Origin of the sequence: Paenibacillus sp. FSL H7-0690 (genome assembly GCF_037980415.1) — a bacterium.
Lineage (GTDB): Bacteria > Bacillota > Bacilli > Paenibacillales > Paenibacillaceae > Paenibacillus_AQ > Paenibacillus_AQ odorifer.
This window is the reverse complement of the sequence record NZ_CP150281.1, coordinates 3,418,709-3,438,859: the sequence shown is the minus strand read 5'-3', so window position 1 is coordinate 3,438,859 and position 20,151 is coordinate 3,418,709. Positions and strand designations below refer to the sequence as shown.

At 47.0% G+C, this 20,151-nt stretch carries 18 protein-coding genes; 1 reads left to right on the top strand and 17 read right to left on the bottom strand.

Annotated features, from left to right (window positions below; genetic code table 11):
* Window positions 1-5: 5 nt before the first annotated feature.
* From MHI32_RS15230 to MHI32_RS15155, 16 genes are all read right to left on the bottom strand, one after another.
* On the bottom strand, window positions 6-1,610 hold the full coding sequence (locus MHI32_RS15230; protein ID WP_340012681.1) for a helix-turn-helix domain-containing protein: 1,605 nt from the start codon (window positions 1,608-1,610) through the stop codon (window positions 6-8).
* A complete protein-coding gene (locus MHI32_RS15225; RefSeq protein WP_340012680.1) occupies window positions 1,610-3,400 on the bottom strand; it encodes a sensor histidine kinase in 1,791 nt (596 codons plus the stop codon). The genes MHI32_RS15230 and MHI32_RS15225 overlap by 1 nt, the downstream gene beginning before the upstream one ends.
* Before the next feature lie 102 nt (window positions 3,401-3,502).
* The gene (locus MHI32_RS15220; protein WP_076276554.1) at window positions 3,503-5,188 is read right to left on the bottom strand and encodes a hypothetical protein; all 1,686 of its coding nucleotides are present in this window, start codon (window positions 5,186-5,188) and stop codon (window positions 3,503-3,505) included.
* 30 nt (window positions 5,189-5,218) lie between these two features.
* Window positions 5,219-6,115, bottom strand: a complete 897-nt coding sequence (locus tag MHI32_RS15215; protein ID WP_036677267.1) for a carbohydrate ABC transporter permease — start codon at window positions 6,113-6,115, stop codon at window positions 5,219-5,221.
* A gap of 6 nt (window positions 6,116-6,121) precedes the next feature.
* Window positions 6,122-7,015, bottom strand: coding sequence for an ABC transporter permease subunit (locus MHI32_RS15210; protein ID WP_081387769.1), 894 nt, complete (start codon window positions 7,013-7,015; stop codon window positions 6,122-6,124).
* A gap of 207 nt (window positions 7,016-7,222) precedes the next feature.
* On the bottom strand, window positions 7,223-8,569 hold the full coding sequence (locus MHI32_RS15205; protein WP_076125544.1) for an LLM class flavin-dependent oxidoreductase: 1,347 nt from the start codon (window positions 8,567-8,569) through the stop codon (window positions 7,223-7,225).
* 75 nt (window positions 8,570-8,644) lie between these two features.
* Complete coding sequence (locus MHI32_RS15200; protein ID WP_076184634.1) at window positions 8,645-9,124, bottom strand: DinB family protein; 480 nt, start codon at window positions 9,122-9,124, stop codon at window positions 8,645-8,647.
* On the bottom strand, window positions 9,124-10,296 hold the full coding sequence (gene solA / locus MHI32_RS15195) for an N-methyl-L-tryptophan oxidase (RefSeq protein ID WP_340012740.1): 1,173 nt from the start codon (window positions 10,294-10,296) through the stop codon (window positions 9,124-9,126). The genes MHI32_RS15200 and solA overlap by 1 nt, the downstream gene beginning before the upstream one ends.
* Window positions 10,293-11,474, bottom strand: coding sequence for an amidohydrolase (locus tag MHI32_RS15190; RefSeq protein WP_076278493.1), 1,182 nt, complete (start codon window positions 11,472-11,474; stop codon window positions 10,293-10,295). The genes solA and MHI32_RS15190 overlap by 4 nt, the downstream gene beginning before the upstream one ends.
* A gap of 53 nt (window positions 11,475-11,527) precedes the next feature.
* Window positions 11,528-12,544: an LLM class flavin-dependent oxidoreductase gene (locus tag MHI32_RS15185; RefSeq protein ID WP_076125550.1), complete on the bottom strand. Its 1,017-nt coding sequence runs from the start codon at window positions 12,542-12,544 to the stop codon at window positions 11,528-11,530.
* Between the two features lie 11 nt (window positions 12,545-12,555).
* Window positions 12,556-13,308, bottom strand: a complete 753-nt coding sequence (locus MHI32_RS15180; RefSeq protein WP_076125552.1) for an amino acid ABC transporter ATP-binding protein — start codon at window positions 13,306-13,308, stop codon at window positions 12,556-12,558.
* A complete protein-coding gene (locus tag MHI32_RS15175) occupies window positions 13,305-14,015 on the bottom strand; it encodes an amino acid ABC transporter permease (RefSeq protein ID WP_076125553.1) in 711 nt (236 codons plus the stop codon). The genes MHI32_RS15180 and MHI32_RS15175 overlap by 4 nt, the downstream gene beginning before the upstream one ends.
* Complete coding sequence (locus MHI32_RS15170; RefSeq protein WP_076125555.1) at window positions 14,012-14,797, bottom strand: amino acid ABC transporter permease; 786 nt, start codon at window positions 14,795-14,797, stop codon at window positions 14,012-14,014. The genes MHI32_RS15175 and MHI32_RS15170 overlap by 4 nt, the downstream gene beginning before the upstream one ends.
* Before the next feature lie 33 nt (window positions 14,798-14,830).
* Window positions 14,831-15,688: a transporter substrate-binding domain-containing protein gene (locus MHI32_RS15165; RefSeq protein ID WP_340012678.1), complete on the bottom strand. Its 858-nt coding sequence runs from the start codon at window positions 15,686-15,688 to the stop codon at window positions 14,831-14,833.
* A gap of 4 nt (window positions 15,689-15,692) precedes the next feature.
* On the bottom strand, window positions 15,693-16,208 hold the full coding sequence (locus tag MHI32_RS15160; RefSeq protein ID WP_076125558.1) for a GNAT family N-acetyltransferase: 516 nt from the start codon (window positions 16,206-16,208) through the stop codon (window positions 15,693-15,695).
* A gap of 119 nt (window positions 16,209-16,327) precedes the next feature.
* Complete coding sequence (locus MHI32_RS15155; RefSeq protein WP_076309429.1) at window positions 16,328-17,221, bottom strand: LysR family transcriptional regulator; 894 nt, start codon at window positions 17,219-17,221, stop codon at window positions 16,328-16,330.
* A 294-nt stretch (window positions 17,222-17,515) separates the two neighbouring features.
* Between MHI32_RS15155 and MHI32_RS15150 the strand changes: the two genes are divergently transcribed.
* Window positions 17,516-18,055 (top strand): GNAT family N-acetyltransferase, encoded by a 540-nt coding sequence (locus MHI32_RS15150; protein ID WP_076309428.1) that lies wholly within the window; start codon window positions 17,516-17,518, stop codon window positions 18,053-18,055.
* Between the two features lie 104 nt (window positions 18,056-18,159).
* On the opposite strand, the gene MHI32_RS15145 is transcribed toward MHI32_RS15150, so the two are convergent.
* Window positions 18,160-20,097, bottom strand: coding sequence for a hypothetical protein (locus MHI32_RS15145; protein ID WP_340012677.1), 1,938 nt, complete (start codon window positions 20,095-20,097; stop codon window positions 18,160-18,162).
* Window positions 20,098-20,151: the final 54 nt, after the last annotated feature.

Sequence of the window (20,151 nt, the reverse complement as noted above, 5' to 3'; positions counted from 1 at the left end):
CACTCCTAATAATGATAATCTCTGAACTCCTGAGGTGTAGTGCCGGTTGTTTTCTTAAAAAGGAAGGCAAAATAAGCCGCGGTCTGAAAGCCCACCTGCTCGGCAACCTCGTAAACCTTAATATTGGGGTCACGAAGCAGTTCCTTGGCTTTGTTCATACGCGCTTCCTGCACGAAGTCGGAAATCGTCCGGCCCATTTCTTTCTTGAAGAGAACACTTAAATAGCTGTGATTCAAGTGGAACTGCTCAGCAAGCTGCTTAACAGTCATGTTCTCATGCAGATGCTCCTCCAGTTGGCGGGCGACCCGCTGGATAAGGTTATGCTGCTGAGCGACCTGCTCTCTTTGATTAAGCTTAGCATATTGCGCCAAATATTCCAGTACGACCTTCCTGACTTCATCTACGCCTGTACAGTCGATCAACCGCTGCCACATGAGGATGTTCATCTCTGTTTCCTTCTCATGTACACGCTTCAGTTTTCTGGCTAGCTCGCTAAGCAAACCCATTCCGAAAGCCTGCACATAGGAAAAGGATACAGGCTCTCGTGCAAGTAACACTTCGAAAGCATGATTGAAATAAGCGGAAGCTTTATCGCTCTCTCCTCTGTCCAGTAGCTTAACGATTTCCGGAATGTATTCTTCACGCAACCTGAAATCATGATATTCATTCATCAAGTTCCGGTCGAAATAGAGGATTTGTCCGTAGCCGGCCAGCCTGGCACCGCTCATCATATGCCTTACTTCCTTATACAGCAACGGTATTTCCGTCCAGAACAAACACTCTCTGCTGATTCCGACCGAGACGGAGGCTTTATACTGCTCTCTTAGGATATCTTGGATAAACGCAAGCTGCTTCTCAAGTCTTGCCCGCACCAATGGCGTTGCGTTCAGCACAATGACGGCCAGTTCATCCGCTCCTGTCTTCCCTATATAGGTACCGGAGAAACCAGATAGACCAGTCTTAACGCAGTTCAATAGCCCTTCGCTAAGCAGGATCCGATCCTTGGCATCATGCGGATTATCTAGGAACCTGCGGTCATATCCGAACAGGAATAATGTTGCCTGCCATTCCCCATTAGGCAGATCCAGCAGGCGCCGCCAGGATTCGAGCAGCTCTTCACTGTGGATCCAGCCTTCAACCATATCTTTGACGAAACGTTCCTGCAGCACCTCATAGCTCTCTGTAACTTTCTCCCTAAGTATAGTGGTTTCCTGTTCAATCTGTTTTTTCTTCTCAACTACTTCTCTGAACGCAGCCAGTTTCATTTCGAGTTCTTCCGTCTTGATGGGCTTCAGAACGTAAGCCTTAGCTCCCAGATGTATAGCCTCCTGCACAAATTCAAACTCGTCATATCCACTGATCATCACAGTCTGTAAAGACTGGAGTGTCGGATAATCCGCTCTGCATCTGGCGAGCAGTTCGATCCCTGTCATACCGGGCATCGAGACGTCAGCGATCAGCACATCCACAGGAGTTTCTCCTAGAATCGTTAGTGCTTCTTCACCAGATAATGCAGTTAACGGTTCCTCATACCCCAGAGCTTTCCAGCCAATATGACGAAGAAGCCCTTGAATCTGCATAGGCTCGTCGTCGACAATTAATGCCCGCATTAAGCTCCATCCCCCTTTTTTATCTCAGGACTTTCCTTGCAAACAGGGATATCAATGGTTACACAAGTCCATTCGTCTTCTACACTTTTAATCTCAAAGCGGCCCTCTGTGCCAAAATACAATGCAAGACGTTCACGGATATTGTTCATCCCGAATCCGTTTTGCGTACCCGTGTAGCTGCCGGCACGGATCTGTTCCAGCTTCTCACTGCCAATCCCTTTTCCATTATCAAAAATCTGAAACTGCACCGTATTCTCCACTCGTTTGATCGTAATTTGTATAAAAGCATGAGTTCTAGTTGTGATGCCCCCGTGCAGATAACAGTTCTCGACCGTTGGCTGTAGGATCAGCTTAATGCTGTACAGGTCAAGAACGTCCGGCTCTACCAGCCACTCTACGGATACCTGACCGGGATAACGCAGCTGCTGAATTTCGATATACGCTTTCAGATGCTCAATTTCGTCACGGATCAGCGTCACATTAACCCGGTTATTGAGTGCCAGCCGATAGAATGTCGTCAGCGCATCTATGGTTCGGATTTGCAATTCGTCCTGCTGATCTAATGCCCGCCAACGGATCAGGCTTAACGAATTATAAATAAAATGAGGGTTAATCTGTGCCTGCAACGCCCTGAATGATTGCTCCCGCTCTTTGAGCATGGCCTCTGTATGTTCTTCGACCAGTTTTCTCAAACGGCCAGACATGGAATTGAACAATACCTCAAGCTCCCCCAGCTCATCGTTGTCACGGTTTCTCACTGTAACTTCGAAATAGCCCTGTGAGATATCTGTCATCCTGGTGCCCAGCTTGCGGATCCGCCAAATCACATTTTTAAGTACAATCATGATTAGAAAGATGGACAGCAGCAGGAAAAATGCAATACCTGCTCCGATATAGTACATAATCCGCGTAGACTGCTCCTCCAGTCGGTCAAGATGCACAAGTGCGGCAACCGTCCAGCCAGACTTAATCTCCTGAGTGATCAGCATCATCCCGCTTTTTGTTGCTGAGGTTTCCAACGAGTTGTTCCAGTACTGACCTAAGGAGGATGAAGTTAACCGGCTGCCAATTTCAGAGGGCTCCGAGGATGCAATAATGCGTTCGTTGTCGTCAACGATATACAATTCTCCGGCCCCTTCAAAAGGATGTTCGAACGATTCCATGAAGACACCGTTATAGTTCAGTAACAGGTACACAATCCCGTAAACATCTCCATACGCGTTCAGAATTTTATGGGATACCACTAGCTTAGTCCTGTCGTCAGCTGCATTAGTCCATACCAGATTGTCTGTTGTGCGAAGCATTTTCGTATACCAATCCCGCTCTCGAATTCCCGAAAGGCTCCGTTCTTCCGGCTTCCACAGAAGCCCTCCATCTTGCACTAGTGTATCGTTGGTATGATAGATTCGGAAATTCTCAATACCTGGCAAGTATTTGCTGGTGAGCAGAAAGGATCGGTCCACATAATTGACCGTACCCAATTGTTCATCGATATCCGCATAGTCCCTGGCTAATCTAGAGATCAGCTCACCATCCGTAGCCGTTCGGGTAGCCAGCAGATCATAGCTTTGCTTCCTGAATTCAATACTCTGCGCACTTTGCCGAACGGCTTCCCTGATCGTAAGCATATAATTGGCCCGCACCGTATGAAGCATCATGTACCCTGCACCTGCAGCCAGCAGTACGGTGGGGAGAAATACAATGAGTCCGTAGAATAATACAATTTTACTCCTCAGGTTCATGGAACGGGTCATACGGATGATCCATTTCTCTATTTGTTGTTTAATCATAGATTCCCCCCATGAAGTGCAAAGGGAGCCCCCTCCAAGTGAGAGGTGCTCCATTAATTTTTTATCGTTTACGATCCGCGACTGAAAGAGCGGCACGGTTGTCTATTGCAAGGCTGTTACTTCCTCCTTGTACGTATCCAGCCACTCCTGCTTGACTTCACTCCAGTGCCCACGCTTCTCTAGTGCTGCTTGGAAATCGCTCCAATTCTTTTCGAATTGCCCCTCGTCTTTGGCCATTAAAAGCTTGGCTCGATATTCCTTGCGGATATTTTCGATCTCCGGTGAATATTTCTCCCATGCGCCGCCCTGTTTCATCTGGAATAGATCATAAGGCTCTGCCACGCGGATCGTTCCCATTTTGCCGATAGCTTCAGTGAACTTAATGGTCTTAGCAGCTCCGGCTTTTCCTGCATCCTCTGTGTTCCACCATGGGTACCATTCATTGCTGTAAGAGGCAGTCATGTAAAGCTCAGGGGTGACTTTAGCTTTTTGTGCGGTGTCTCCGGAATTGCGGCTCGTCTTGTAGGTTTCGTCTGTGAATTTCCATTTGCCCAACGGTTGATCAATCCAATCCCAGTATAATCCCGCCGGTCCTTCATTAATGACCTGCTGCTGCTCGGGTTTTGGCTGCAAGGTATAATCGAAGAATTTCAGAATAGCTTCCAGATTTTTAGTTTTTTCACTAACATAGACATCATAGCCTGGATTCGGATTGGTAACCTGATTAATTCCGACTTTCTCTACACCATCCACTTTAGGAAAAGGGATCGCTTCGTAAAACCACCCTGGCTCTGTTGGACCGTCCAATGTCTCCCAGGCTGAGGCAGGAATGTTCCAGAAGCTGCCGACATTGAAGGCAATACGACCTGATTTGTTCTTTTCTGTATACTGTTCTTTTTTGCTGGTGACGACCTCTGGATCGATCAACTTCTCCTGGTACATCTTGTTCATCCATTGATACGCTGCTTTATAATTGGGATCGTCGTAAGCGAATACAAAATCATCGCCGCGTTTGTCAACGCCATTACCCGCTGTAGTCACCCCGAATGCGGTCAAAATCGCGTTTTCATCGCTCCAGCCCAGATTATCACTAGTGTCCATTAGGAATGATAGAGGAATAAGCGATTTGCCGGAAGCATCCTTCTCTTCTGCAGCTTTCCGAAGGAAGGTCTCAACTCCTTCTAACGTTGCTAAGTCCTCTTTGGTCATACCTGTTTTCTCCAGCACATCACTTCTGACAATCCAGGCTTGAGATGCCCAGCCTGGCCACGGATCTTCCGGGTTTTGGTCAAACCAGGTAGGAATGGACCAGATATGGCCCTCATTATCCTTCATAAGTTCCAGATACTGCTTTGGAATAGACGCCAGTCCTGGATATTTGTCAGGCATGTCGAAATACTGCTCTAGCGGCATAAGCTGTTTCGACCGGTTCATCGCGCTTTTGACCGTTTCGTTTCGGCTGAAGATAGCTGCATCTTCAAAGCCGCCTGTGTTTATCTTCAAATTAAGTGCAGTCATCGCGTCGCCTTGAGTGGTTTCCAGCTTCACATTTACTCCAGGCTCCTGTTCACGCCAATATTTCTGGACCAAACTATCATTATTGATGGTTGCCGTCCATCCAAGCCAGAGATTAAAGGAAGTCGAGCCACTGGCGGGCAGGTTACTTGACGTTTCATTGTCGCTTCCAGGCTTGTTCGCAGTATTCTCACCTGATCCGGAGCATCCGGCAATAGACATCAGTAAGGTTGCTGCAGCCAAAGCGGCTAGACCCGTTTTTTTGAATATCATTGATTTTTCCCCCTGTTCTATTATTGAAAATCAGCCTTTTACTGACCCTACAAGAACTCCTTTCACAAAATATTTCTGCAGGAACGGATACACGCACAGGATGGGGATTGCACTCACCATAACGACTGCCATCTTAATCGACATCAGTGTAATATTCTGCATTTGTGAGCTTCTCGCCAAAGCTTCCTGGTTGGTATTCGAGCCAAGGACAGCGGATAAATCCTGAGCAGCGAGCAATTGCTGCAGGAAGGTCTGCACCGGAATCAGGTTCTGCTTCGTGACGAAGAAAGCACCGGCGAACCAGTCATTCCAGTGTCCCACTGCGGTAAACAATCCAAGTGCGGCAAGCATAGGTTGAGAGAGTGGAATAATAATCTGAATCAGAGTACGAACAGGACCGGCTCCATCTAGTTCAGCGGATTCTACCAGAGCTTCAGGGATTCCCTGTATAAACTTCAGCATGACAAACATGTTCCAGACCGAGAACAGCCCGGGAAAAATATACACCCAGAACGTGTTGATAAGCCCGAGATTATTAAGCTGAATATAGAAAGGAACCAGTCCTCCACTGAATAGCATGGTTAAAAGAATATAGCCTAGAATCGTGCTTCTTAATGGAAGGCCGCGGTAGGACAAGCCAAAGGCCACCAGAAGTGTGACGATAAGTCCTGCGAATGTGCCAATGACTGTCCTAGCGATTGTAATTAGATAAGACTGGCGGATAATCTCATTTCCTAATACAATCTCATAATTAATTAATGTGAAATTTTTGGGCCATAGATACACGCCACCTTTGGCCGCACTTGCACCGTCATTCAGTGAGATGGCCAGCATGTATAGGAATGGATATAGTACAGACAAGCACAGACCGGCCAGTACTATGACGATGACGTATTGAGCTATTTTTTCACCTCTGCTGAGCTTCATATGCCATCACCATAATCCTTCACCATTTATTTTTCTGGATAACTGATTAGTCGAAACAACCAATATCAAGCTGATCACTGAGGATAACAATCCCACTGCGGTCGCCATTCCAAAATATCCCTGCTGCAATCCGTTGCGGATGATATACGTATCCAGTACATCCGCGACCCCTTGATTAGCAGAATTCATCAGCGGATAAATCTGATCCATCCCTACTGAAATCAGGCTAGGGATACTCAGAATTAGCACAATCGATATTGTCGGTAGAATACCCGGGAAGGTGATATGCCGAATCTGGGCTAGCTTTCCTGCACCCTCTACTTTGGAGGACTCATACAATTGCGGATCAATCGTTGTGATCGCAGCCAAATAGAGAATCGTGTTCCAGCCGGTCTCTTTCCACAAGCCGCTTAATATAACCATGGGCCGGAACCACTCCGTGGAACCCAGAAAAAATACAGGATCACCGCCTGCCTTCTCGATGAACTGATTGACCAGCCCACCATCCAAAGTCAGAAAAGACTGCAGGATGTAAGCGACTACAATCCATGAGAAAAAATGTGGCAAATAGCTGACCGATTGCACGAATCGCTTAAATACAGGCCGGGTTACCTCGTTAATCACCAGTGCCAGTAGAATCGGTGCCGGGAATCCGAAGATGAACTTAAGCACAGATATATATAACGTATTTTTGACGACAGTTAAAAACTGGGGATCTTGCAGGAAAGAAAAGTTGTCTAATCCCACCCATGTGCTGTTCCAGATCGAGGTGCCAATCTGAAAGTCGCGGAAGGCGACCTGAATCCCTGCCATCGGAATATAGCTGAACAAAAATAGCAACAGCACTCCCGGAAGAATCATTAAGTATTGCCATCGGTACTTGTAGAACTTAGCGTACAATTTACATCCCTCCTTGATATTTCTATCATAAGGTGCAGCGGGAACCCTGCCTATATAACAGTGATTGGTTATCTATTGCTCTGATTGGTTCTTTAAAGCGCTTACGTTGTTAGACAAGCTCCGCTCGCACGCAAATAAACGCAGCCTTAAACGGCTGCGTTACATTTTTTATGACGAAAGCTAATTATTCGATTCAAATTATTATTGTTAATGTACGGCTTTTTGCCCTACCGGTTGTGAAGCCTTGGAATAGCGGTTCTCTGGCAATGGAATACCGAGATTTCCACGCAGGGTGCTACTTTCGTATTCAGTGCGGAACAGGCCCCGCTCTTGCAGAATCGGCACTACCCGATCGACGAATTCCTCCAGTCCATTAGGAACAGCAGCTGCGATCATAAATCCGTCTGCTCCTCCACCCTCAAACCAGGTTTGAATCTGATCAGCCACTTGCTCAGGTGTGCCAATAAAGCTGCTGCGCGGGGTAGCGGATTGTAAGGCGACCTGTCTTAGTGTTAAGCCTCTCTCCTTCGCGTCCTTTTTGATTTTATCCGTGCCGCTCTGAAAACTATTGCGCCCCAACTCGCCAAGCTCAGGGAACGGTTCATCCAGCGGATATTGCGAGAAATCATGATGCTCGAAGAATCTGCCCAAATAGTTCAGTGCATTCTCAATCGTCACGAGACCAGCAACCTCCTGATATTTACGCTCTGCTTCCTCTGATGTGTCGCCAATGATTGGTGCAATACCAGGAAAGATCAGCACCTCATTCGGATCCCGGCCAAATGAAGCTACCCGTGTCTTAACATCGCTATAGAATGCCTGGGCATCTTCTAGCGTTTCGTGGCCAGTGAAGATAGCATCCGCTTCCTTTGAGGCGTAATTTTTACCAACTTCTGAGGAACCTGCCTGAAACACGACTGGCTGCCCCTGCTTCGAACGAGCAATATTGAGCGGTCCTTTCACGGAGAAGAACTCTCCTTGATGGTCCAGGGTATGCATTTTTTGCGGATCAAAGAATACACCTGTTTCTTTGTCTCGAACAAACGCATCATCCTCCCAGGAATCCCATAATCCGCGGGTCACCTGCAAATATTCGGTAGCAATACGGTAACGCTTGCCATGGTCAGGATGCTCTGTTTTGCTGTAATTCGAGGCAGAGCCTTCCAGCGGTGAAGTCACCACATTCCAGCCGGCCCGGCCACCGCTGATTACATCCAGTGAGCCGAATTGACGCGCGACGGTAAACGGTTCACTGTAGGAGGTGGACAGGGTACCAACCAGACCGATGTTGGTGCTGACGGCGGCGAGTGCGCTAAGAATGGTCAGCGGTTCAAACCGGTTAAGGAAATGCGGAATGGACTTTTCATTAATGTACAAACCGTCTGCGATGAAGATCAGATCCAGCTTGCCTTCTTCTGCCTTCTGTACCCACGCCTTGTATAATTCAAAGTTTACACTTGCATCCGGCTTAGCATCAGGATGGCGCCACATCGACGTGCTGCCTCCTACTCCATGCAGCAGTGCGCCTAGCTTCAGTTGTTTTGGTTTGGTCATGTTCATTCCTCCTAAAAGTTTTGTGAGCATACGATTCCCAGGTTTTACTTCATGCAAAACTAACTATGAAAGTATTCATTGCACGAACGATGCATTGGCTGCGCCCTGCTTGATTCGCTCAATCTGGCCAAGATGTCTCTCTACATGTGCGGTGAAGCTATGGACGATATCGGAAATTTTAACGTTTTCCCCCTTGAAGTTAACCCCGCTTTTCTCCCAATCCTCTGCGCTGAGCCGTTCAAACAATAGACTGTTATAATAAAGCAGGCTGCGGAACAACTCCAGACTATCGGAAGCACTACCACTATTGGCGTACTGGCCGCTGACCCAAGCGTCCTGATTGAAGACTGGCAGCTGCGCAGTTGTAGCAGCGAGAATATCACGTATACGGAACGAAACCACAATGCTGTGATCAGCTAGATGGGCTAACACCTCAGTAATACTCCAACTCGTTGGTGCTGCCTTCCATTTCAGCTGTTCCTCTGATAACCCTGCGGTTGCATGCACCAGTTGGTTGTGCGTACTTAAAAAATTGCTAATTTGAACTTTGCTCATTAAATCCCCTCCAAAATAAGGCCTGCTTGCGAATGATCAGGTGTAAAACGTGATAACGCAAAAGGTTGAATGTTGTGGTTGGTAGCTCCACTTGTCGCCAAATCAGCAAGTATTTCACCTACAACACTAGAAAATTTAAAACCATGCCCTGAGAACCCTCCGGCTACCAGCACATTGGAGTGGAGCGGATGGCGGTCAATAATGAAATCTTCATCAGGTGTATGCTCATATTTGCATACAGATCCTTTAAGTAATCGGCCAGCTGCACCCGGCATGTAAGTCTCCAGTACTCTTCGGAGGTCTTGCTCATCGCTGGTTTCACTGCCAAAGGGAGCAAGTAGTGTGCCTGGTTTCCATTCCAGCCCCGTATCGTACCGGCCGATCTTCAGACCGGCTCCAGCAATGCTGGGAAAGCCATAATAGCCACCTTCCTCAGCTCCTAGCGTGAAGCCAGGGAAGTTACCGGCTGCAAAAGCAGGTGAGCTCTCAAACCAGCCCACAACTTTGCGGATCGCCTTGATTGGCAAATGCACAAAAGGCGCTAACGCACCAAACCAGGCTCCGGCACTAAGGATAGCTGACGCTCCGTGATAATCGCCGTTTGTTGTATGAACTGTTACACTGCTTTCGCGGGCGGTGATGTTTACTACCGAAGTGTTCGTCAACAGTTCCGCACCCTGTCCAAGGGCAAGCTGGCGGTAGGCGGAGATACAGCGCTCGCTGTACAAATACCCGGCATCTGGTTCATACATTGCTGCGAATGTTTCCGGAATGTTCAATCCCGGCCAGCGCCGCCGGATCTCTCCGGCATCCAGATGCTGGACCTGCACCTTCCGTTTCTTTGCTTCCGCGAGACGACCGCTGAAGGAATACACTGCACTATCTGCGAGATTCAAAACGCCCGAGCGGACAAGCAGTTCTATTCCGCTCAACTGCTCGGCTTCTTGCCATAAATGATCTGCCCGCAGAGCCAAATTAATGTAGGCGGGATCACCACTGTAAGCATGCCGGATCAGCCGCGTTTCCCCGTGATGGCTTCCCTGTGTATGTGGAGGATCAAAGGCATCAATTAGCAGCGTCTTCACTCCGCGCTTCGCAAGATAGTAACCGGCACTCATGCCCATCGAGCCTGCGCCGACGATAATTACATCGTAACTGTTATGTTCAGCTATAATTCTGCACCTCCTTCGGGACTGTACTGCACTAGGGATCGTACAGCTACATCCGCAAGGAAACGTGCTGCCACAGGGAGTGCACGTTCATCCAGATTGAAGGCCGGATGATGCCATTCCTGGCTTCCTTCAGTACCTACAAAAACGAACAGTCCGGGTACCACGCGCTGATAGAAGGCGAAATCCTCTCCAGCCAGAGAAAGCTCTGGCTGAATCGCTCGGTAGCCAAGAGCTTCGACCGATTCAACTCCAAGCGCTGCTAGGGAGGGATCGTTGATAACCGGAGGTGGCCCTTCTATCCAGCGAACGGTAGCTTCTGCTCCAAGAGCCGCTGCTACACCGACCGCCACTTCTTGAAACCGCTCCAGCACTTTGCTGCGCACCGTTTCATCAAAGGTGCGGATCGTCCCTTCAAGCACCGCTTTTTCGGGGATAATGTTCCATGAATTGCCGCTGTGAATCTGCGTCACACTAACCACCGCACTCTGCAGCGGACTGACATTGCGACTTACAATGGACTGGAATGCCGTCACAATATGCGAAGCCGCTACAATCGGGTCTATGCCAGCTTCCGGAACGGCAGCATGAGAACTACCACCCTGCACTTCAATCACAAACCCGTCAGCTGCTGCCATTAAAGGACCACCCTTAATACCGATGGTTCCGACTGGCAGGTCTGGCTTGTTATGCAGCCCGATCACTGCCCGGACGTCTTCTAGTGCCCCGCTAGCAATGATTCGCTGTGCACCCTGCGCCTTCTCCTCCGCTGGTTGGAATAACAGGCGCACCGTTCCCTGTAATTGCTGCTCTCGCTGTTTCAATTGATAGGCGGCACCAATCAAGGCAGCCGTATGGAAATCATGCCCGCAGGCATGCATTTTGCCGGAATATAATGAAGCGAAGGATACTCCGCTTTCCTCCTGGATTGGCAAGGCATCAATATCTGCGCGCAGTGCGATGACCGAACCGGGCTTTTTGCCGCCAATCTCTGCGATCACGCCGGTAGACAGACCGTATTCTACGATCCTGACTCCTGCCCGCTCCAGCAGGGAAATAATATATTCTGTTGTGCCATATTCTTCATTGGACAGTTCCGGGTGCCGGTGCAGATGACGGCGTATCCCGATTAATTCTTCTTCAAGCGCTTCCGCACTCAACTCTTTAGCTTTACTTGTCATATACAGTCACCCTCCTTTACACGATTTCCTGTGTGATACCGAGCCCGCCCGCTTTATGCCTCTGCAGCCACTTCAGCGATTGCTTCGCTCAGTAGCTCAAAGGATCGGAGCCGTTTGTCAAAGGGCTGTACATTCGTCGTTATGATGAACTCCTCGACACCGGATGCCTCTGAAAGTTCCAACAACTGTTCACGGACAGATGATTTTGTTCCCTTGGTAATCTCCGGTTCCAGCTCTTCAATCGTGTAGGCTTCATTGCTCTGGCGGGCAAATTCTTCCGCCTGTTCCAAGGTCCCTACCGTCAGCTTCTTCCCGCTCGCCAGTTGAATCCGGATCAGCTTATGCGCACCTGCCAGTTCTTTCGCTCCCTCCTCAGTCTCAGCCACCACTAACGCTAAAGCGATAATCGCTTGCGGTTGTCTGCCCTGTGAAGAAGCGAAACCGCTGCGGTAAGCACGTATGGCATCCAGCGCTACCGCCTTATCGCTGTTAATAAACAGGGAGAATACGTACGGTAACCCCAGTTCAGCGGCAATTTCCGCGCTGCTTACACTCGCGCCAAGGACATACAACTCAGGAGGAATACCAGGAAGGGGACCTGCCTTCAACCCTGCCAGCGGATGGTTTTCTTCGAGGCGGTTATGTACATATTTTTCCAGCTCGATGATTTTATCCGTCAGGTCTGGGGTTTCAGCTTTTCCCTGCTGTAGTGCCTGTGTGCTACGTGGGAGTCCACCGGGAGCACGTCCCACACCGAGATCCACTCGTCCAGGAGCCAGTGTGGACAGCACATTGAAGTTCTCCGCTACCTTATATGGGCTGTAATGCTGGAGCATGATGCCACCGGAGCCAATGCGGATTCGCTCTGTTTTAGCCAGAAGATGTGAGATAAGTACTTCCGGGGAAGAGCCGGCTACCTGCTCGGAGTCATGATGCTCCGAAACCCAGAACCGGTGGAATCCAAGCTCTTCGGACAATTGTGCCAGCTTGATCGTATGCTGGAATGCTTCCTCCGGCGTTTCTCCCGGATAGATCGGACTTTGATCAAGTACGCTGATTGTAATAGCCATTGTTTTTCCTCCTATATGGAATAGTTAAATTCAGGTGTGATCCGCTTCAGGAACTGCTTCGTTCTTTCTTCGCGCGGATGGTTAAACAGCTCTGCCGGAGTCCCTTCTTCAACAATGACGCCTCCGTCCATAAAAACCACATGATTCGCCACATCGCGAGCAAAGCCCATTTCATGAGTCACCACAATCATTGTGATGCCTTCCTTGGCAATTTTACGGATGACGGCCAGCACCTCACCCACTAACTCTGGGTCCAACGCCGATGTGGGTTCGTCGAACAATATAACCTCCGGCTCGAGCGCCAAGGCACGGGCAATGCCAACCCGCTGCTGCTGGCCTCCGGACAGCTGACTTGGATAGGCGTCCAGCTTGCTGCCAAGACCAACCTTTTCAAGCAGGGCAATACTCCGATTTTTCGCTTCGTCCTTCGGAAGCTTTTTGACAATCAGCAGTCCCTCCATCACGTTCTCCAGCGCGGTTTTATGGCGGAATAAATTGTACTGCTGGAACACCATTGCCGTTTTTTGCCGGAGCAGATGAATCTCCTTTTTGCGGGGATGTTTGCAGTTCACTTTGAAATCGCCGATGGCGATCTCTCCGCTGCTTGGCTTCTCCAGATAATTCACACAGCGTAAAAGTGTCGTTTTGCCTGAGCCGCTGGGACCAAGAATGACGACAACTTCACCCTTCGTCACCGTTAAATCTATATTATTGAGCACCTGATTCCGACCAAATGACTTCGAAATTTGCGCAAGCTTGATCATGCTACTCCACCTCGATTGTACAGATTAATTCTTTTTTCAATCAGCGACGTCACGCGTTCGATTAGGAACGTAAGTCCCCAGAAAATCAGTGCTGCCGCCAGATAAGCCTCAAAAAACTTCCAGTTCGTTGAAGCTACAATTTGCGCCTTAGCATTGATATCCACCACCGAAACGGTAAAAGCAAGGGTAGATCCATGCAGCATACCGATTACCGAATTTGACAGATTAGGCAGACTCGCCGCCAGCGCCTGAGGAAAAACAATCCGCCGCAGTGCCTGGGGTGTGGTCATTCCGATAGAATGGGCCGCTTCCAGCTGACCGCGATCCACAGCAAGCAGACCGGAACGGACGACCTCGGACATATAGGCTCCCGCTGTAATCGAGAATGAAATATAGGCAAAACCGATCATCGGAATGGCTACCGACCTGAAGCTCCAGCCGAACTGCACTGCCAGACCATCGATTAACACGGGAAGCCCAAAATAGATAAGCAAAAGATGCGTCAGCATCGGTGTCCCGCGGATGAACGTAACATAACCGACAGCCAGCGGATACAGCAGTGGAATTCTGTATATCCGGATCAACGCTACAGCCACACCAATCACAAATCCAATGAGTACTGAGACAGCAGTAATAGATAAGGTCACAGGAATTGCACTTAAAATTTGCACCAGAGCAGTCCAGATAAAAGATGGGTCCAGCTTCATAATCCGCTACCTCCTTTACCCGGTCCAAGTTCAGCAATGATGCGGCGGTAGGACCAGCTTTTGTTGATTTTGAACGATTTTTTCTCCGGTGTATTCCGTTTCTCATGCCGCAGCAGCCGGCGTTCTGCTATAAGCAGCAGTTTCTCAATTGTAAAGCTGATGACCAGATAGATTAGCGCAAGCGCGATATACGTTTCAATAAAATGCTGAGTTAAGCTGCCTAGCGTCTGTGCTTTACCTGACATTTCCATCACCCCAAGAGTAAAGGCCAATGACGTATCTTTCAGTAGAGCAATCACCAGATTGGAGAATACCGGAACTGCGATTCCGAGCGCCTGCGGCAGCACGATTCGCGTAAAGGCTTGAAACCCCGTCATCCCTGTAGCATAAGCAGCCTCTACCTGCCCCTTATCCACCGCCATTACAGAAGCCCGGATCATTTCGGACATGTATGCTCCCGTATGCAGCCCGTAAGTAAGAATCACAAAAACAAGCACCGGAGTCCGGGTCATATCGACATGAACCAGCTTCATAATTTCGGGCAGACCATAATAAAACAAGAAGAGCTGGATAAGAATCGGAGTTCCCCGAAAAAAAGAAATATAGATTTCGGAGATGGTTTTTAACACAGGCACTTTATAAAGTCTTGGCAGAGCTACGAGAAAGCCGACAAGAATTCCTGTCAGTAGAGAACAGGCGACAATCAGAAGCGTGGTGCTTAAAGTCCCTAGTAACTTAGGCAAAAACGAAAATACAAAGCTGATATCAAACTGTGCGCCCATATATTCCCCCCCTTCCCGTGCTCACCGGCTCAATCATTTCACCGAATCCGCTGTAACATCCGCACCCAACCATTCCGTACTAAGCTTGCCTAGTGTGCCGTCTGTCTTCAGCTCTTTAATCGCACTGTCAATCGCATCTGACAGCTTTTGTGAATTGGCATCATCCTTACGGAAAACATAGAGAATATCCGCGGATGACAGCTCGTCACCCGTAGCTTTTAGCTGACTCTGCGGATCAATGATCGGCAGGACAAAATCTGCAGCCAGCGTAGCGTCCACACGCCCAGTACTAATCTGTGCGACGGTATCATTCGCTGCACCATTCTGATACACGATATCAATCGCATTGTCATTCTCTTTATTGTAGTTCTCGAGTATTTGTGCTTGTGCACTCGTTGCACCTACAAGTACCTTTTTCCCTTTGAGATCATCAAGCGATTGGATTGAATTATTATCCTTTGCCACTACAATGCGGTTTCTCCAGTGGGCATAGGCTTCTTTGTTAAAAGAGTACTTCAGCTCCCGTTCCGGATTTTTCTCCATGACATGGGCGACCAAATCGATTTTTTTGGTTTCCAGGCTCAGCAGCAGATTGCTGAAATCCATGGTTTGAAATTCGAATTCATATTCTGGCAGCTGCTTATCGATTTCTTTGAGCAGTTCCACATCAAATCCGGTGAGTTTGCCGTTCTCATCTATGAAGCAGACTTTCGGAAAAGCAGTACCCGTGCCCACAATGATCTTAGTTACCTTTGCCGAATCCTTTGCCGGTGCCGCAGCTTCTGCTGCATTTCCATTCTGATTGCTGCTAGCGCTGTTACTGTTGTTTCCGCAGCCGGCAATCGCCAGTGTCAATACCGATGCAAATACTAGTGAAATGGACTTTTTCATTGTTTTATCCCCTTTGAATGAACTGTGGTTTGTCTGTAAGTGTTTTTTTCATCAGATACATAATGCCGTCACCGTTCTGCTGATCCAGTTCTAAAAACCGTTCGTACCCCCGGCGTTCATACATTTGAACCAACCACGGATGTTTCTTCGCCGTTGCCAGCGTGACTGCAGCCGAACGTAACTGTCCAGCAATAATGTTCTCTTCAACCCAATCCAAAAGTTTTCCACCATAACCTTTGTTACTGTAATCTGGATGAGCAGCAAACCATTTGATAAAAGGCAGTGGGCTAATCTTCTTAATCTCTTCTTCCTTTGAAAGGGTTATGGTTGCAACTATCGTTCCGTCAACTTCAAGCACATAACACTCATTCGTAGCTATATTGTCTTCAATAAGCGCCAAGTCGGCTGTGGCCGCCGGCCAATGCAGCCCGAGTTCACGAATCAGCTGATAGGCACGATATGTAACATCTAGCAATTGCTCCGCATCCTTCAGTTCTGCTAGCCTGAATACCTCACTCATCACATGCCCTCCAGCCTTTCGGAAATTAATTTAATAATCCCTATCGAAATAGTCGTGATTATATGCAATTAACTTTATCACTGCATGTGTCCACGCGCTAATAGAGTTTTTTAATACATCTATACAATTAGTCGATCTCCCACTTTACCAATCCCCAGTTCAAGCAAGGTTTCGATGAATTCTGCGTTCTCTCCATTCAGTGAAATCAGGCTGGTTCGCAAGGAGATGCCTTCCGTCTCCGCAATATCCACCCGGATCAGCGACCCCGTCGCCACTTCCTCTTGCACACTGAGGGCGGGAAGGAAACAGATGCCTGCTTTTTTCAATACCAGCTTTTTGGCTGTCTCCAGGTTATCTACCTGATATTCAATCTTCGGTGGCTGTTCCATACTCTCAAATACACGATGCAGCCGCATCCAATCCAAAGATCCGCATTCAAAAAAAACCAACGTCTCCTGGCGGATATCCTCCAGTGAAGCCCGCTGTGCTTTAGCAAAGCGGTGTCCCTCATGTACATACAGTGAGATGGGGTCCTCGCAGAATGGAAAGGTTTGAATTGCCGGATTTACGACCTTACGGATAAAAGCCAAATCAAGCTCTTTCGATTTTAACTTTTCAGTCAATACTTCCGTAGAAGCTGTCATAAGCTTGATTGTGATATGAGGATATCTGCGCTTTAAATGAAGCATCAGATGGGGCATTAAATAATTGGAAACCGAGACCGTACTGCCGATTCTCAGTTCATTTGGAATGTGTCCCTTAGCCTGAACCTGATATTTACCGTTCTGATAGATCTGGAGAATCTGCTGGGCATAGGGTAGAAACTGTTTACCTTTATCCGTCAGGTTAATCTGCTTCCCCAACCGATCAAACACTTTGCAATCCAGTTCCCTTTCTAGCGATTGAATCCGGGCCGTTACTGTCGGCTGTGAGATATATAGGACTTCGGCCGCTTTATTGAAGCTTCCATAATGATTGATGTAGACAAATGCCTCAATATTTTCAATGTTCATCCCTAATCCCCCTATGCTTTTATTAATTTTACTATTCCGATGAAAAAACAATGAATTATAGCGATGCTTTCCTATAGATTTTGTTTATATCTTAGTCATCGCCCTATTTTTTGTCAACAATTAATTCCGTGTAAATCAATCGGATTTTGAATCAAACGTTATGTTTATTTCATATAGAACTTTTCTATTCCTATATCAGAATTATAAAACACCTCTTATTCCACTGGGAATTATCATATATAATAATTTCATTCGAATGAACATTACATTTGTCTGAAAGGGGATAGCGAAAACATGTCACAAAAGATCATTATCCGTGAAGCTGAGAATAAAGATCGTAATGCTATCGCCGAAGTGCTGTTAGATGCATACCACCAATATTCGGAGATCATGCCTGAGCCGTTGTGGCTGGAGTATCGGAAATCGCTTCTTGATTCCGTTCATGGTGATACCCCGCTCGTACGGATCATCGCTGAAATCGACAAGAAAATCGTTGGTAGCGCACTCTTGTTCAGCTCCTCGGAAACGGCTTACGGGAAACCGGAGCTCGGGATTCACTCCCCGATCCTACGTCTGCTAGCCGTATCTCCATCCGCTCGTGGTCTTGGCGTTGCAACCCTTCTGATTCGCGATGCTGCACGGAGATCACTACAGTTGGGTGCCACCACCTTGAACCTGCACACCTCGGAAATGATGTCTTCAGCCATCAAACTGTACCAGCGCTTAGGCTTTAATCGTGCATATGAGACCGATCTTATGAACGGTGACACTCTAGTACAAGGCTTCCGGCTAGACCTGCTGTCCTCCGTCCGTTCTACAGCGGGACAAATATAGAATTCGAGAATTCTTAAATATTTGTCTTTTAAATATAAAAAGAAGCCTCGGAAAGCTTCCCCAATGATCTTGTGTGATCGTTACGGTGAACTCCCGAGGCTTATTTATTTTTCTTTTTTATAAGTGATTTCTTTAAAACTCACAGTGATTTCCCCCGTATTATCGGCATCGCCCATTCGAAGATCTGTAGTAACGATAGCACGGGAAGGGATGGACGAAAAGCTTGCCCCCTTCTGCTTCTTTTTTACATCATAGAGATAATAAGAAACATCCTTAACATTAAGCCCTACATTATCCTTGTGTATAAGTTCTACAGTATAGGATTTTATCACGGCTACATTAGCGTCCATCCACCCCACAACTTCAATAGCTGTATCTTCATGGTTGCCTTCAGTCTTAATGGAGCCGATGGAAAGACCATCCTGATTATAAAAATTAATTTTTTGTGCAGCTATTTTCAGATAATCGATATCGATGTCAAGAATTCGGTTTTCGTTGACTTCTGCTGTATCCATCCAGGCAATCGTGCCCGCCGGGTTCCACTTTATTTTCTCAGAAGGTACATATTGCTCTTGTGGTAACGGAACAGTACGAAGAGAAACTCCTTTATTATCGTAAAAGGTTAATTCGCCGCTCTCATCATCATGTACAAATCTTTTAAAAGTTGGTGAGAGGAACAGGGATGGCGCCCCGGTCGTCGAATGTGGGATTACGCGATATTTCAGAAGATGAACATCGTCCTTTCCTGTTTTCAGATCAAAGATCCATACATTGCCGAGATAACTCTGCATAAACAATTTTTGCTCATCAGCTTTCCATTGAAATTTATAAATGTAATCATAATCATCAGAAAGCGGCCAGAAGTTTTCCCGAAGTCGTTCAATCTTTCCTGTAAGAACATTATATGAGGACAAATGATATTGCCCAGCTTTTTTCGTCACATCCGATTCCAGAAATAATAGATGATCCTCATCCAGCGGGATTAGCATATTATAGTTGCTCATAAAAGCATTATTCCATCGATTATTGGAATCGTTGAGCTCGTCGCTCCATTTCACCTTTACCTCATCCGAAGCAGGATCATGGGCTAACAAAGCGTTGACAGCATTATGGTCGCCATAGAAAAGATGAATGGTATGATAAGTGATCCCTTGCAGTTCAACTACTTCTCCACCGTTTAACAGATAGTTATTTTCGGATAGGCCAATCGGTTTGGCCACTAGATCTCCAATAGAGTTCCGTTCTGTATTAAACTCCAAACCATTAAATTTTGCTTCCGAGAAAAGAATCTTCTTTAACTCGGCAGTTGATTCGTTAGTAAGTGTGTAGCCTGTATCCGTTTTGTTCACATTCATTAACATGCCTTGCTCGCTTGTCTCGTTAATCCATAAATGAAAGGCATATTTATTATTATCTGAAATTAGAACGATATCGTAGTTAGGCGTTGCGGTATTTAAATTCCCTGGTATTTGTTCAGCGGTACGGATGGCTCGGACGAAAATATCTATGGTTTCATGATCTGTATATTCATCCTTTATGTTAGCATTCACTGAACCATGTGCTAGAGCGTTTGCTAATGTGATTCGCTTGATGGTCTCATCTATCTTTAGATTATCGGATTCTACATGCTGATCATTTGATTGAAATAAGTTAAGCAAAGCAGCCTTATCCGTTTCAGATAACTTGTAATGCCCATTTACTCCTGATTTGGTGAAAAGACCATTATTATTGCCCATAATCCAGAATGAGAATTTTTCGTTTTCTTTATTCTTCAATTCAACAATAGCCTCATAATCAGGTGCTGCAATATCAAGCTTCGCGTTGTCATACTCAGCAGTATGTATAGCTTTATTGAAACGTTCTATTAGCTTTTGGTCCGTTATGGTTATTAATCCGCCGCTATCATTATGGATTGTCATGGAGTCCACAGAACTCAGATCGATTAGCGTTTGATTCCCTTTATCTTTATTCCCTGTATTGACACATCCAACAAAGATCATTGAAATAACTGCTAAAAGGGCTAGTAGATTTAACTTTTTCATATAGGCTCCCCCTTCTTATTCTCTCTTCTTTGACGCCAGATAGAGGATAAAGTT